The 13,877-nt window shown below is 66.2% G+C and carries 19 protein-coding genes; 11 read left to right on the top strand and 8 right to left on the bottom strand.

Features of this window, described 5'->3' with window-relative positions:
* The first annotated feature begins 1 nt into the window (after position 1).
* From GT355_RS01455 to GT355_RS01435, 5 genes are all read left to right on the top strand, one after another.
* Positions 2 to 1,033, top strand: coding sequence for a glycosyltransferase (locus GT355_RS01455; RefSeq protein WP_160132862.1), 1,032 nt, complete (start codon positions 2 to 4; stop codon positions 1,031 to 1,033).
* A 36-nt stretch (positions 1,034 to 1,069) separates the two neighbouring features.
* Positions 1,070 to 2,062: a beta-ribofuranosylaminobenzene 5'-phosphate synthase family protein gene (locus GT355_RS01450; protein ID WP_160132860.1), complete on the top strand. Its 993-nt coding sequence runs from the start codon at positions 1,070 to 1,072 to the stop codon at positions 2,060 to 2,062.
* 34 nt (positions 2,063 to 2,096) lie between these two features.
* Positions 2,097 to 2,765 (top strand): HD domain-containing protein, encoded by a 669-nt coding sequence (locus GT355_RS01445; RefSeq protein ID WP_160132858.1) that lies wholly within the window; start codon positions 2,097 to 2,099, stop codon positions 2,763 to 2,765.
* A gap of 62 nt (positions 2,766 to 2,827) precedes the next feature.
* Positions 2,828 to 3,256 carry an arsenate-mycothiol transferase ArsC gene (locus GT355_RS01440; protein WP_160132856.1) on the top strand — a complete coding sequence of 143 codons (429 nt, stop codon included), beginning with the start codon at positions 2,828 to 2,830 and terminating at the stop codon, positions 3,254 to 3,256.
* A 48-nt stretch (positions 3,257 to 3,304) separates the two neighbouring features.
* Positions 3,305 to 3,625: a transcription factor S gene (locus GT355_RS01435; protein ID WP_160132854.1), complete on the top strand. Its 321-nt coding sequence runs from the start codon at positions 3,305 to 3,307 to the stop codon at positions 3,623 to 3,625.
* Here the strand turns inward: GT355_RS01435 and GT355_RS01430 are convergent.
* Positions 3,622 to 5,259, bottom strand: coding sequence for a restriction endonuclease (locus GT355_RS01430; RefSeq protein ID WP_160132852.1), 1,638 nt, complete (start codon positions 5,257 to 5,259; stop codon positions 3,622 to 3,624). The genes GT355_RS01435 and GT355_RS01430 overlap by 4 nt on opposite strands.
* Before the next feature lie 112 nt (positions 5,260 to 5,371).
* Here GT355_RS01430 and GT355_RS01425 point away from each other — a divergent pair, with 112 nt between their 5' ends.
* Entirely contained in the window at positions 5,372 to 5,878 is a 507-nt protein-coding gene (locus GT355_RS01425) for a YkgJ family cysteine cluster protein (RefSeq protein WP_240145685.1), read from the top strand.
* A 47-nt stretch (positions 5,879 to 5,925) separates the two neighbouring features.
* Here the strand turns inward: GT355_RS01425 and GT355_RS01420 are convergent, their stop codons facing one another.
* Positions 5,926 to 6,402, bottom strand: coding sequence for a redoxin domain-containing protein (locus GT355_RS01420; RefSeq protein WP_160132849.1), 477 nt, complete (start codon positions 6,400 to 6,402; stop codon positions 5,926 to 5,928).
* 71 nt (positions 6,403 to 6,473) lie between these two features.
* A complete protein-coding gene (locus tag GT355_RS01415; protein ID WP_192927942.1) occupies positions 6,474 to 7,331 on the bottom strand; it encodes a ZIP family metal transporter in 858 nt (285 codons plus the stop codon).
* A gap of 149 nt (positions 7,332 to 7,480) precedes the next feature.
* Here GT355_RS01415 and GT355_RS01410 point away from each other — a divergent pair, with 149 nt between their 5' ends.
* The 3 genes from GT355_RS01410 (at position 7,481) to GT355_RS01400 (ending at position 8,256) form a co-directional block, all read left to right on the top strand.
* A complete protein-coding gene (locus tag GT355_RS01410; RefSeq protein ID WP_120071280.1) occupies positions 7,481 to 7,678 on the top strand; it encodes a hypothetical protein in 198 nt (65 codons plus the stop codon).
* A gap of 119 nt (positions 7,679 to 7,797) precedes the next feature.
* Positions 7,798 to 7,947 carry a hypothetical protein gene (locus GT355_RS01405; protein WP_160132847.1) on the top strand — a complete coding sequence of 50 codons (150 nt, stop codon included), beginning with the start codon at positions 7,798 to 7,800 and terminating at the stop codon, positions 7,945 to 7,947.
* 84 nt (positions 7,948 to 8,031) lie between these two features.
* Positions 8,032 to 8,256 carry a hypothetical protein gene (locus GT355_RS01400; protein WP_160132845.1) on the top strand — a complete coding sequence of 75 codons (225 nt, stop codon included), beginning with the start codon at positions 8,032 to 8,034 and terminating at the stop codon, positions 8,254 to 8,256.
* Positions 8,257 to 8,309: 53 nt separating this feature from the next.
* Here the strand turns inward: GT355_RS01400 and GT355_RS01395 are convergent, their stop codons facing one another.
* Positions 8,310 to 9,587, bottom strand: a complete 1,278-nt coding sequence (locus GT355_RS01395; RefSeq protein WP_160132843.1) for an amidohydrolase — start codon at positions 9,585 to 9,587, stop codon at positions 8,310 to 8,312.
* A 37-nt stretch (positions 9,588 to 9,624) separates the two neighbouring features.
* Positions 9,625 to 9,951: an uS10/mL48 family ribosomal protein gene (locus GT355_RS01390; RefSeq protein WP_160132841.1), complete on the bottom strand. Its 327-nt coding sequence runs from the start codon at positions 9,949 to 9,951 to the stop codon at positions 9,625 to 9,627.
* Between the two features lie 466 nt (positions 9,952 to 10,417).
* Between GT355_RS01390 and GT355_RS01385 the strand changes: the two genes are divergently transcribed.
* On the top strand, positions 10,418 to 10,843 hold the full coding sequence (locus tag GT355_RS01385; RefSeq protein ID WP_120071288.1) for a bis(5'-nucleosyl)-tetraphosphatase: 426 nt from the start codon (positions 10,418 to 10,420) through the stop codon (positions 10,841 to 10,843).
* Positions 10,844 to 10,864: 21 nt separating this feature from the next.
* Here the strand turns inward: GT355_RS01385 and GT355_RS01380 are convergent, their stop codons facing one another.
* Together GT355_RS01380 and GT355_RS01375 are read right to left on the bottom strand one after the other, a co-directional pair.
* On the bottom strand, positions 10,865 to 11,800 hold the full coding sequence (locus GT355_RS01380; RefSeq protein WP_160132839.1) for an alpha/beta hydrolase: 936 nt from the start codon (positions 11,798 to 11,800) through the stop codon (positions 10,865 to 10,867).
* Between the two features lie 86 nt (positions 11,801 to 11,886).
* A complete protein-coding gene (locus GT355_RS01375) occupies positions 11,887 to 12,111 on the bottom strand; it encodes a hypothetical protein (protein ID WP_160132838.1) in 225 nt (74 codons plus the stop codon).
* Positions 12,112 to 12,205: 94 nt separating this feature from the next.
* Between GT355_RS01375 and GT355_RS01370 the strand changes: the two genes are divergently transcribed.
* Positions 12,206 to 13,249 (top strand): DUF5787 family protein, encoded by a 1,044-nt coding sequence (locus GT355_RS01370; RefSeq protein ID WP_160132837.1) that lies wholly within the window; start codon positions 12,206 to 12,208, stop codon positions 13,247 to 13,249.
* Here GT355_RS01370 and GT355_RS01365 read toward each other — a convergent pair.
* Positions 13,246 to 13,734, bottom strand: coding sequence for a DUF5797 family protein (locus tag GT355_RS01365; protein ID WP_160132836.1), 489 nt, complete (start codon positions 13,732 to 13,734; stop codon positions 13,246 to 13,248). The two genes, GT355_RS01370 and GT355_RS01365, sit on opposite strands and share 4 nt — an antisense overlap.
* Positions 13,735 to 13,877 lie beyond the last annotated feature (143 nt).

Genomic DNA, 13,877 nt, shown 5'->3' with positions numbered 1-13,877 from the left:
GATGATTCCGACGGTGGCCGTCGCATACTACCCCGAGGGGGCGGGTCACGCGACCCGGATGCTGGCGGTCGCAGCGGCGCTCGAAGCCCGCGGCGCGCAGGTGACGCTCGCCGGCGGCGGGCCGGGCGCACGCTTCGTCGAGCACAACGACTACGACCAGTTCGAGCCGGCGGGCGTCGACTTCATCGGCGACTACCAGGGCGGGTCGTTGCTCGATGTCCTCGTTCACAGCCTCCCGAACAGCGCCCGCCGCGTCGCCGACTACGTCGGCTGGCTCCGGCGTGAGTCCCCCGACGCGCTGATCACCGACGACATGTTCGCCGCGATGGCCAGCGAGTTCGTCGACATCCCGCTCTACATCTGCTCGCACAACGCCTCGTCGTACTACGACGCGGTCATCGAACAGGGGTTCACCTGGCTGTTACACCGCCACCAGATCCACGCCGCCGAGGCGTTCCTCTATCCCGCGATCTGGCCGCCCGACCACGGCGACCCGCCCGGCATCACCCACGTCCCGCCCATCGCGCTCGACCTCTCGTCTGACGACCGGGTGCGGTCGCCGACGGGGGAGCCGACGCGCGTGCTCGCCGACGGGTCGGCCGCCGTACCGAACGACGCCGGCACGCCGGAGCCGTCCGAGGTGCTGGTGGTCCCGAGCGCCTACTCGACCGGATTCGGCGAGCTCGCCGAACGCCTTCGGGAGGCGGGGCACGACGTCACCCTCGTCGGCGGTCCCGACTGGGAGTGCGTGCCGGCGCTCCTCCCCTACCTCCGGGCCGCCGACAAGGTAGTGTGTTCGGGTTACTCGACCGTGATGGAGGCCGCCGTCGCGGGCACGCCCTGTGTCGTCTACCCGTTCACGGACGAACAACACGGCGTCTCGCGCGTGATCGAGCGCACGGGGCTGGACGGCTTCCAGGTCGAACACTCCATCCGCCACGTGGTCCGCGCGGTCGGCCAGCCGCTCGACGCCCCCGAGTACGAGAACGGTGCAGCACGAACCGCGGCGGCGGTCCTCGACGGCATCGAGTAACGACGACCTTTCCCTCTTTCCCACGGAGTCCCCGACATGACGCGAGTCAGGGTCGCGGCCGGCGGGCGGGTTCACTTCGGGTTCCAGAACCTCTCGCTCGCTCGCGAGCGGCTCTACGGCGGGCTCGGAGTCGCGCTCGACGCGCCGCGCGTCGTGCTCGTGGCCGAACCCGCCGACACGGTCCGCTGTGACGACGCGCGAGCAGCGACGTATGCCGAGCGCGTCGTCGACCTCCTCAACGTTCCCGGGGTCGAACTCACGGTCGAGGAACGCATCCCCCACCACGTTGGGCTCGGGAGCGGCACGCAGTTCGCGCTCGCCGTCCTGACGGCCGTCGCGCGCGCCCACGACCGCGAACCACGGGTCAGGGAGCGTGCGCCGGCGCTCGGCCGCGGCGGCCGGAGCGGGGTCGGCTGTGCGACGTTTCGGGAAGGGGGATTCGTCGCCGACGCCGGCCACCACGCCGAGCGCTTCACCACGGAGCCACCGGCGGAGGGCGAGTGGGCGGTCCCCGTACCGGTCGCACGTCACGCGCTCCCCGGCTCGTGGCGGTTCGTGGTCGTCATCCCCGACATCGAGTCGGGCCGATGCGGGGACGAGGAGACCGAGAGCATCGGTCGGGTGGTCGAGCGCGCCGACCCCGCCATCGCCGACGAGGTGGCCCGACTCGTCGCCCAGCGGTTGCTTCCGGCCGCGGCCGAAGGTGACTGGGCGGGTTTCGGTGGGGCGGTCGCCGCGGTGAGCCGGCTCAACGGCACCTGGTACGCCGACGAACAGGGCGGGGTCTACCGGCCGCCGCTCGGCGACATCGTGGACTCGCTGTCGGCCTCGCCCGCGGTCGCGGGTGCGGGCCAGTCGTCCTGGGGCCCCGCCGTCTACGGTCTCACCGATGAGGCGCGTGCCGACGAAGCACGGACGGTCGCCCACGAGGTGCTGTCGGCGGCGGGCGTCGACGGCGACGTGCTCGTGTGTGCGCCGCGCAACGAGGGCGCACACGTCGAGCGGGACCGACCGCCGAAACCCACTTGAGTTGTAGCTACCTCGTCCCGACCGAGGAACTTTCGTGACGAATCTCGACGCCTTTTCGAGGGACGAATCGGACGAGAACTACGAGGAGCGGGCGCTGTTTCGGGCCATCGCCGACGAGATGGTGGCGTGGTACGACGGGGACTCATCGGGCCACGACCTCGACCACGCGTGGCGGGTGTTTCGATTGGGGACCCGCCTCGCGGACGCGGAGGGGGCCGACGTCGAAGTGGTGGGCGCGGCCGCGCTGACCCACGACATCCACCGGACGGTAGGCACCGACGGCGAGGACGTCCATCCCGAGGAGACCCTCCCGGACGTACGGGAAGTGCTCGGCGCGACCGAGTTCCCGCCGAGCAAGGTCCCCGCGGTCTGTCACTGTGTCGCGGTCCACGACGAGTACGAATTTCGAGGGATCGAACGATCCGCCGAGACGGTCGAGGCCGAGGTCCTCCGGGACGCCGACAACCTCGACGCCATCGGCGCGGTCGGGGTCGCGCGGAACTTCGCCTACGGCGGGGTCCACGGCACGCCGCTCTGGGACCCCGACGGTGGGTACTCGGGGATCGAACACTACTACGACAAACTCCAGCACCTCCCAGGCGAGATGAACACCGAGGCGGCGCGGGCGCTCGCCGAGGAACGCCACGCGTTCACCGAGCGCTTCGTCGAACGTTTCGAGGCGGAGTGGTACGGCGAGCGATAGCCGGAGGGGCCAAAGGCCCAAACGTTCATTCTCGCTGCGACCCAACCCCGTGACGAGCAGCCGTGTCCAACAGAAGCGACGGGCCCCGAGTCGCGTTCGTCTGTGTCCAGAACGCCGGGCGGTCCCAGATGGCGAGCGCGTTCGCCGAACGCGAGCGCGACCAGCGAGGGCTCGACGAGATAACTATCCTCACCGGCGGCACACACCCCGCCGACGGCGTCCACGACGAGGTCGTCGAGGTCATGCACGAGGCGGGGATCGACCTCTCGGGCCGCACCCCCCGCGAGATCACCGACGAGGAACTCGACTCGGCGGACTACGTGGCGACGATGGGCTGTTCGACGCTCGACCTCGACGCGGGGATCGACGTTCGCGACTGGGACCTGCCGGACCCGCACGGCGCAGACGTCGAGACCGTCCGATCGATCCGAGAGGAGGTCCGCGAGCGCGTGGCGAGTCTATTCGACGAGTTCGAGGCCGAGTCGCGATAGCTCGACCGCCGACCGGGTGCTTTTGCCGCCGGAGGGACGAGTTCCAGTATGCAATTCTGCGACGAGTGCGGGTCGATGATGCACGCCGACGGCGACGAGATGGTGTGTGCGGGCTGTGGCGCGCGAGTGGCCAAAGACGAGGAGCGCGCGGCGGCGTTCGTGAGCACCGAGGACCAGACCTTCGACGACGTGATCGAGACCACCGAGGACGCCGCCGACGAGGGGAAACCGACAGTCGAGATCGAGTGCGAGGAGTGCGGCAACGACATGGCGTGGTACACCATCAAGCAAACCGGATCGGCCGACGAACCTCCGACGCGATTTTTCAAGTGCACCGAGTGCGGGCATCGCTGGCGGGGCTACAGTTAACTACGCTTCTGAGTGATATAGGATCTGATTCCTTTTTGATGAATTCCAGATTCCGTAGTATCGTTTCGATGCCTCTGAACGAGATAAGCCCCGCCCGTAATGAGTGATGCAGCCCCGATACCGATACCTCCGATAACAACTGCAGAAATGAGTGGGAGAGCCACAGCTCCCCACACCCAATATCCAGTTGAGGGATTTCTGCTGCTGTTAGCGCGAACATAGCGTGTGTCTCTGCTGATCGCGATCGGGAGAGCGAGCCATGTCAGAATGGCAAGAGTCGGTGTGACGACACCAATAGTTGCCAGTACGACACCAACTGCAACGCCGTAGTAACCGTACTTACTCGCGCTCTGTGTCCTCTCTGTTCGGATATTCTTCAGCAGAATGAGTACATCATCATCCTCGGCGAACACGGTCTGGCACTGAGTGCATTGCAGCTTCGGAAAAATCAAATCTTTACGCCAAATTCGCTTCATGGGCACAAATTCTCCACAGTTAGGACATTCAGTATATTCTTTTAAGAAGGAATCCGCTTCGGAATGCGAATCAACAATAACAGAAGACGGTTCCGCATCGGTTATGTTCCGTTCTATATCCCTCTCTCCTTGGAACGTCTGTTGTTCTTGCCCGATCGCTGGCCCCGATACGGATTCGATCTGGACCGGTGAGTACTCTGCTACAAGATCGAAACGATCGACTTCTTTCAGTAATCGATAGATCCCTTCAGCATCGACCAGCTTTACATTCAGGTTCTGCGCTAGTTCTTCGGCTTGGCGACTGAAACCACTGGTCGTAACGACTACAGAAACGTCCGCTCCAGGTTCTTGTTGTCGAAGGCTAGAGTACTGTTGTATCTTCGGACTACCGATCGTATTATTCGCTGCGTATCGCTTCGCTTGGATCACTTGCTTTTGCGGAAACGGATTCTGCTTCGTCGCAACGATATCCACCCCTTGGTCAACAGACGCCTGCGAAACCGCGGCCTCCCATCCCTGAGCCTCCCAGAGATCCGCGACGAAATGTTCAAACTCGTACGGGTCCATACTCCTGAGTCGTTGTAGTACTGTCTTTTTGTCCCGATCTTCCGACAGAGAGGGAGTTGCCGATTGTGTGGGCGTGGTAGTTGGTGTGTTCATTACCGCTGGTTTTTCGAGACCCGCCTGACGTCGAACGAACGCGATAGAATTCTCGAATTCATCCGAAGAGATAGAACCACTCACGTAGAATCGGTAATTCGCATAGAGGGTTTTGATCGTGATCTGATTTTTCAGAAAGCCTGTGGATGCTTCGACACTTTCGACATCATCATATTCGATACTTCGCTGGTCAATCCCAGAGTCGGTATCGATTATGAATAGAACGCGCTGGTCAGTGAACAGACAAAACGCCCAGCCACTACTAGAAGGTTGAGTGGTATCCTTTGTCCCTCGTTCATTGTAGGTGAGTCCCTTGTTTCGGTTGTTGAGAATGTAGTGTGGCTGTTCGCCATTTCGAATGTAGGATAGAAGCGATTCTCCTCCGACCTCTCTACCAGTGAGATTTTTCTTCGTAACGGAGTTGCCCTCTCCATTTTCGAGAAGTTCCGTTACGACGAGGAGTTCGTCATTAGAATTTCCTCGGTCGAATAGCCCCATATTGTTAACAGGCGTGTCACGCTATCAAAATTCTTTCCCAATAATTCACCAGAATAGCACAGTAATCGCCATCAACCGGAAGGTTTTGGCGGGCGCGTCGCGGAGAGCCCTCGTGACCGACGGACAGCGGATCGAGGTGCATCCCGGCTGTGAGGCGGTCGTGGAGCTCGACCCCGACCTCACCTTCGAGTGCATCGATTCGTGTACCTGGTGCTGTCAACACGGCGTACTACTCTCGGACCCCGACCTCGTGGGGCTCGCGAAACGCGCGAACGTCAACGAGGCCACCGTGGACTTTCGGGGCCAGCAGGCCGTCAAACGCGAGCCGAAGGACCGAGAGAACGACGTGGCCCTCGACGGCGCGGCCTGCTTCTTCCTCCGCGACGACGGCCTCTGTGCGCTCCACGCCGAACACGACTGGAAGCCAGTCCGCTGTTCGGTGTTTCCGCTCTCCGTCGAACTCGAAGACGACGACCTCCACATCTCGATCCGCGAGGAGGCCCACGACCACTGCGAGGGCCTCGACGTGAGTGAGCGCCGGGTGATCGACCACCTCGACGACTTCCTGCCCGAACGGCTCTGGTCGATCGCGAACCCCGAGACCGCGATCGAGCCGTAGCCGGGGCTACTCAGGATAGTGTGCGAAAATCGGTGTGAGTTGGCTTCTCAGGCCGCCGCCTCGACCGCCTCTTGAACCTCGTCGTAGTCCGGCTCGTTGGTCGGGTCGTCGGCGACCCACGCGTAGGTGACCTCGCCATCCGAATCGACCACGAACACCGCGCGCTGGGAGACGCCGTAGAGGCCGAGGTCGCCGATGTCGATCTCGAGGTCGTAGGCACCGATCGCCTCGCGGTCCATGTCGCTGAGGAGCGAGAACTCGAAACCGTACTCGTCGGCGAAGGAGGCCTGGCTGAACGCCGAGTCGGCGCTCACACCGTAGAGGGTGCCGCCGACCCCGTCGAAGCCGTCGTACTCCTCCTGGAAGGCGACCATCTCGTTGGTGCACGGCGGCGTGTACGCCCCGGGGAAGAACGCGAGCACGATCGGAGCCTCGTCGAGGTGCTCCGAGAGCGTGAACGCCTCGGGGTCGTCGCCGGCGAGCGTGACGGTGAAGTCGGGCGCGGAATCGCCTTCGGATACCATGCGCGCGTTTGGGGGTCGGCCCACAAGAACCCACGGCTCCTCACAGAGACGTGCTCACAACCCACATCCGTTCAGCCAACGACGAGCCACGCGAGGAAGACCGCGCCCGCCCCGACCGCGGTGCTCGCGACGCCGTGGATCCGGAGGCGGTCGAGCAGCGCGTGGTCGTCCTCGCCCTTGCCGACGAGGGCCGCGACCTCGCTGCCGACCTCGCACTCGGGCAGGAAGTCCATCGCGATGTGGAGGAAGATACCGGCGGCGAACCCGAACACCGCGGCGTTCGCCACCATCGAGGTGGACGGGTCGAGGAGGCCGACGGCGGTGGCCGTGATCCCGACCCCCGCCGCCGGGAGCAACAGCGAACCGACCGAGCGGCCCTTCGTCCGAAGCCGGCGTGCGGCGGCGTAGCCCGCGGGCCCCTTGTGCGAGACGATCCCGAGTCCCAGGAGCAACCCGAGGTCGGGGAGCAGCGAGTAGACCGCGCCGATGACGAGCCCCGCCGTGAGCGCGTGTGCGGTGAGCTGGGCGGTCGTGGTCTCGATCGGGAGGTCGCGGTGGCTGAACCGGTGGCCGATGACGTGGCCGGCGTAGCCCGCCAGCAGCCCCGCCGCCACCCCGAACCCGCCGACCTGCGGGTCGTAGCCGACCGCCTGTGGAACCAGAAACACCGCGGCGCTCGTCACCATCGCGCCGCTCGCGAGCCCGTAGCTCCAGACCACCCGACGGGGATGCGGGTCGGCGACCGTAACCCGTGCCACGACTGCCGCACCCGCCATCGCGACGAAGGCGACCCAGCCGATCACGAGCACCTTCCACAGCCCCGCGACCGCCCCGAGCCCGCTCAACACGACGAACGCGGCCGTCGCCCCGACTCCGACCCACGGCGGCCTCCCGGAATTAACAAAAGACGAAGATTCGTTAATACGCATACGGTTCCAACACGGCAACCGCCACCCATAAACCCGTCGCACGCGCCCGAGACGGTCGTGGTCGGACCGGAATCGGTCAGGTCACACCGGGAGTGGGGTACGAACGCTTTTGCGAACGCGTGCCGAGGTGAAACCAACAGTGGTGTCGCATGAATAAGACGGGAACGGAACTCCTCGGGTCGCTCCTCGTCCCCCTCTGTCGGTTCGGCCACCACGACTACGAACCCCAGTACGTCGTCAGGATGGACGCGATCGGCCTCGGCGACGACCGCTATCCGCTCCGGATGCGCTGGCGGTGTTCGCGGTGTGGGACGGAGTGTACGCTCCCCGCCGGTGTCTCGCCGTAGTCGAGGGAGGGGGCGAGGACTGCACGCCCTTCGAGCACGCCGACACACCGGTCCGTCCGAGCGGACGAGCAGGCAGCAGCGTGGTGGGAGCTTATAGACGACGACGAACACGGGCGAACGTGAGCTCCACACCGACATCGAGCGACGTCACCTGTCCGAGCTGTGAGTCCAACAACGTCCAGATAGCCGACACCACCGCCGACGCCGACGAGTCGCACTACGAGTGCCTCGACTGCGAGGAGGAGTTCGAGACGTCGAAGTCCGAGTAGGGTCCGGGCTCCGTTCCGGTCGGGACCACCCCTCGACCGGTCGTTTGTGCATTCCTTATGAGGGAGGGGGTGTAAGCCCGAACGATGGGCACACTCGACAGCGTGCGGGCGTTCTTCCAGCGGGACATCGTGTATCTCACGGTCTCGATACTGTTCATCCTCGTGGGAATATTCGACATCGTGGCTCGGACCGGGCTCGTCGGGCTCGTGCTGGGCGTGATTCTGATCTGGCTCGGACTGTCCCGCCTCTACGGCTTCTACGTGGGCGAACGGATCGGCGAGACGGTCGCCAAGCGTTTCGGCCGGTAGGCGATACGAAACGCGTCTTCGATGTTCGCCGGCAGACGACGTGGGGTCGGTGGCTACGGCGTCTCCTGGGCGATCCGGAGCACCGATTCGGTCAGCACGTCGACGCCGATGTCGATCGAGCGTTCGTCGACGTCGAAGGTCGCGGTGTGGTGGCCGCCGGGGTGGTCGGTGCCGATGCAGACGTAGGCCGCGTGCCCGCCGCGCTCCTGAACCCGGTGCATCAGGTAGGTCGCGTCCTCGCTCCCGCCGAGGCCGTCGCGTTCGGTGGGGGTGTCGACCCCCTCCACTTCGGTCGACACCTCGTGAACGATCTCGACGAGTTCGGCGTCGCTGGTCGCGCTCGGCGCGCCGCCCACCGTCGAGAGGTCGACCGAGCAGCCGTGCATCTCGGCGGCGGACTCGACCACCTGCTCGGCGCGTTCGCGCATGTACTCCATGAGCGCCGTCGTCTGACCCCGGACTTCGCCCTCGATGAACGCCGCCTCGGGGATGATGTTGGTCGCGCTCCCGCCGCCGACCATCCCGGCGTTGATCCGGGTCGGGCCGTCGTCGTGACGCGGGATGGCGTAGAGGTTCTGGATCGCCGCCGCCATCGCCTGGACGGCGTTCTTCCCCTCCTGGGGGTCGGCCCCGGCGTGGGCGGGTTCGCCCGAGAAGTCGGCTCGGAAGTGGTGCACCGCGAGGAAGTCGTCGATGCCCGCGACGACCTCGCCGGTGGGATGATCGAGGCCGATGTGGGTAGCTAAAAGATAGTCCACGTCGTCGAGGTGGCCGCTCTCGGCGATCGGCTTCGCGCCCGCGACCATCTCCTCGCCGGGCTGGAAGACGACCTTGAACGTCCCCTGGAAGTCGCTCTCGGCAACCGCTTCGAGCACGCCGATGCCTATGGTTGCGTGTGAGTCGTGGCCGCAGGCGTGCATCGCGCCGGTCTCCGAGCGAAAGCCCTCCTTCGCGGGGACGTGCGCCTCGGAATCCGATTCCTCGCGGAGCAGGCCGTCGATGTCGACCCGGAGCGCGACGGTCGGACCCTCGCCGCGTTCGAGGACCGCTATCGCGCCGGTGTAGCCCCCCTCCAATTTTCCGAGGACGTCCTCACGCGCGCCGGCGGCGCGGGCCCGCTCGTACCACGTCGCGAGTTCCTCGTCGTCCGGGACGGCGGTGCGTTCGCCGTCGGCGAGGATCGCGGGTCCGACGAGGAGGTCGTCGACGCCGATGCGTTCGCACTCCTCGACGATCCGGCTGGTGGTGTAGAACTCGCGCCAGGCGGGTTCGGGGTGACGGTGGAGGTCGCGGCGGAGGTCGACGAGTCGGTCGTGGCGGGTCCGTTGCATGAGGGGTGTGGCGACCGCCGGTGACGTAACCTTTCGGTCAGTGACCGGCCTGTCGGACCTGGTCGATCTCGACCTCGACGTGGACGCCCGCAGGGAACGCCCCGCCGGCGACGCTCCGGGCGAACTCGTCGTGGCCTACGATCTCGATGGTGCGCGAGTAGACGGTGTAGGTCCAGTCGGCGAACCGGTCGCCGGTCGCCGAGAGGCGTTTGGACTGCGGGGCGTGTTGTTCGTGGGGCTGGCCCGGGTGCGGGCCGCCGAACTCGACGCCCTTCCGCGAGGCGCTCTCCTTGATGTCCTCGACAACGCGGTCGAGCGCGCCCCGGTCGCCGCTCGTGAGTTCGAGTGTCGTGACGAAAGGCATTGGTGTCCGGTCTGGGAGGCCACGCACCAAAAACGCACCCGTGTGGAGTCGGTGTGTGTGTCGAGCACGGGTGGCTCGGTTGTGAGGGCGGTGCGAGTGATGCGGATGGTGTGGCGGTGCGGGTGGGGTAGCGGTACGGATGCTGTGGCGCGCGCTTGCGACCGGTCCGAACGACAGTGAGGGCCGGTTGCGGACACTGTGCGAGGGATGAGTGAGCGACTGGAGGGAGCGAACGAATCGGCTGGGGAGGCATGTGGCCGCCGCGGGGCGGAGCGGGAGTCGGTAGTGATTGTGCCGCGAGCGACTGAAAGGAGCGAGCGGGCCGAGGAACCCCCGAGCGGAGCGAGTGGGGTGACGCGGGCTTTTGATCCACATTTTGCTAGGGAGCGAGCGCTAGCGAGCGACCGCAGCAAAAGGTGGGAGTTGAAACAACACCCAATTAAAGGCGGCCCGAATAAACCGGGTAATGGCAGTCGAAGCGACGAGTGCGGGGGCTATCCTCTTTCGCGATACGAGGGGCCGCCGCGAGTACCTCCTCCTGAAGAGCCGTCCCGGGGACTGGGAGTTCCCCAAAGGCGGCGTCGAGGGGGACGAGGAACTCCAGCAGACGGCGATTCGAGAGGTAACGGAGGAATCCGGGATTCAGGATTTCAGATTGATCGACGGGTTTCGGCGCGAGTACGACTACGTCTTCCAGGCCGGTGGCGACACCATCCACAAGACCGTCCACCTGTTCGTCGCGGAGTCGAACGAGGCCAGTGCCGAGCTCTCGAACGAACACCACGACCACCAGTGGCGCGACTACGAACAGGCGGTGAACACCATCACCCAGGACGGCCCGCGCGACATCTTCGTCGAGGCCCACGACTTCCTCAACGAGAAGGGCTACTGAGTCGGCGGCTCGAGGGACGGATCAGTTCCCGGTGAGCGCGCCCGCGAGGTCGTCGGCGACGGCGGCGATGGCCTCGCGAGCCCGGTCGACCTCGCGCATCGTCATGAAGCCGTGGACCATGTCCGGATAGTTCTCGTAGCGTGTCGAGACCCCGTCGTGAACGAGTTTCTCGGCGTAGGCCCGCCCGCCATCCCGAAGCGGGTCGAAGCCCGCGGTGACGACCGTCGCGGGCGCGACCCCGGAGAGGTCGGCGGCGTTGATCGGGTCGGCATAGGGGTTCCGCATGTGGATGTCGTTCACGAAGTAACACTCGTTGAACCACGCCATGTCTGCCTCTGAGAGCACGATGCCGGCGTGGTCCCGCATCGAGGGATGGTCGTCGGCGAACCCGACGCCGGGGTAGAGGAGGGTCTGATGGTCGATCTCGGGGCCGTCACGGTCGGCGGCGAGGAGGGCGACGACGGCCGCGAGGTTCCCGCCGGCCGAATCGCCCGCCACCGCGAGGTCGCCGGTGCCGTCGAGCGCCTCGGGGTTCGCGGCCGCCCACTCCGTCGCGGCGTAGGCGTCCTCGACCGCCGCCGGGAAGGGGTGTTCGGGCGCGAGCCGGTAGTCGACCGAGAGGACGGCACAGCCGCTCTCGCGAACCAGGTGGCGACAGAGCCAGTCGTGGGTGGTGATGTCGCCGAAGACGAACCCGCCGCCGTGGAAGAAGACGACCGTGGGGAACGGACCGTCCGCGTCCGGTCGGTAGAGGCGGGCGTCGAGGTCGCCCGCGGGACCGGGGATCGTGAGGTCCGTGACCGTCCCGACGCGCGGGTTGTGCCGGTTCTGAATCCGCATCGTCACGCGCGAGACGAAGCGGAGGACCGTCGTCGCACGGCGACTGTGCGGAAGCGAGAATCGGTCCTGCCGTTCGACCGCCGCCTTCGCCTGAGGGTGGATCTCGTCGGCCTGCATGACCGAACGGTCGGGCAGTCGATACTAAACCGGCCGGGTTCCGGCACGGTCGTCGCGACCGAGACCGATGGCGGTCGACGGTCGATTCACTCCGTCTCCGAATCGGACCGCCACCGTCGGACGAGCCGCACCGACCCGCGAACGAACCACACGAGGGCTTTGCCAGCCAGTTCGACGAGCTGTAGAGGCCAGAAGAACCAGAACTTCAGGAGGCTGAAACCGTCTCCCCGGTCGTCAGGGCCGTCGTGGGTGAAGTGACGGACGACGAGCGCGGTGACCGCGCCGACGACTAACGCTTCGAGAACGACCATCGGGTGGAGCGTGGGTTGGGGTTCAGATAAAGGCTCGTCGGGTGGAATCACCCAAAAACCGAACCGATTAGCCGGTCGAAGGGGGACGCAGAACGTGAACGTCGACAGCGAGTTCGTCTTCGAACTCGGGGTGTGCGCGTGGGCCGAGCGCAACTGGCCGCCCGAGGGGACGCTGCCGCCCGGCACCACCGCCATCGTCGCGCGCCAGCTCGGGACGAAGTACCGGCGGTGGGACACGGTGGTCGTGGAGGCGAACACCCGAAAGCTCGCCGAGCGGGCGCGGTTCGGCACGAAGCGGCTCGATAGCGACCTGCTCGGTGTGGTTCGAAACGCGCCGGCCGAGTGGGCGTGGTACCGGGAGTGCCTCCCCGAGCCCGACTATCCTTGGAGATACGTCCGGGAGGCGGTCCACCGCGCGGCGGGCCGTGGGATCGTCGAAACCCGCCGCCGGAACAACCGGATCGAGCTCCGTCGGAAGTGGGCCTACCCCGACTGGGTCGAGCGGGTGGTCGCGATCGAGAACAAACCCGACCTCACCGCGAGCGCCGCCCGCGCCCTCGCCGGCCAGATCGAACGCGACGTCGCGCTCGGGCTCTGTGACGAGGTCTGGGTCGCCACCGCCCGCACCGACGACGCCGTCGAACCCGTTCTCCTCCGGGACTTCCCGGTCGAGGCGGGCGTGCTGGTGGTCGACACCGATGGAGAGAGCGGAACGGACGCCGAGGTCGTCTGGCACCCGCGAACCCTCGCGGCCCGCGAACCCGGAACCCGGATCACCGAGCGCGCGACGAGCGGGAACGCCGCCGAGTTCGAGTACGCGAGCCGGGAGTGGAAGGCCGAGAAACGCCTCGGGATAGCCGAGCGCGCCTACGAACGCGGCTGGCGGTCGTACGTCGACACGATGCGACCCGACTGCCGGCACTTCGAGCTCCGTGTTGAGAACGGAACCACCCTCCCCTGGTGTGCGGCGAAGGGATACCACCAGAGCGCCACCGAGTGCGCGTGGTCGTGCGGGTCGTTCGAACCCGAGCCGCCCGCCTGGCGCTCGCGGGGCTGGCCGATCGAGGGCGGGCCGGGAAAGGCCATCAAGCGGCTGCTCGCCGACCAGCGCGAACGCAATCGACCCGATCTCGATTAGTCCTCGTCGATCGACTCGACGACCACCGAATCGCGCTCGACCGCGAGCCGGAAGACCGGGACGGTTCGTTGAACGACCTCGACCACGCCGCGGCGTTCGAGCCCGCGGAGCGCCGACCGGACGTCGTCGGGCTCGGGGTCGAGGTCGTGGGTCTCGCGGAGTTTGTGGAGCACGGAGACCACGCTCTCGGGGTCGTCGTCCTGACCGGCGACGACGTCGAACACCGAGACTTCGAGTGCGGGCACGCGGACGGTCCGCGGGCCGTCGTCGTCGGGTTCGGCCCCGACGAGTTCGGCGGCGTCGGCGGTCGCGCGGATCAGGCTGTTCTCGTCGCGGTAGTAGTACTCCTTGAGTTCGGCTTCGAGGTACTGGTGGACCTCGCTGCCGCTGTCCATGTCCCATCGGTCCTCGAGTTCGCTGTTCTTGGTCGGTTGGAGGGCGACCACGTCTGCGAGGCGCTCGGTCGCCTCGTCGGAGAGGGCCATCGCGCGGCGGTAGGGAAACCGGCTATATCGACCTTCTGGAATCGATCGACCGGCCGCGGGACCTCACGGCGCGGTCGACACCGACGCCGACTCGGGAGCGCTCTATAGCCCTCCATGCGGCAGTGACACACGGAAACAGTAAC

This window comes from Halococcus salsus (genome assembly GCF_009900715.1).
Classification (GTDB): Archaea; Halobacteriota; Halobacteria; order Halobacteriales; family Halococcaceae; genus Halococcus; species Halococcus salsus.
The sequence above is the reverse complement of the archived record's forward strand: the minus strand, read 5'-3'. Positions and strand labels throughout refer to the sequence as shown.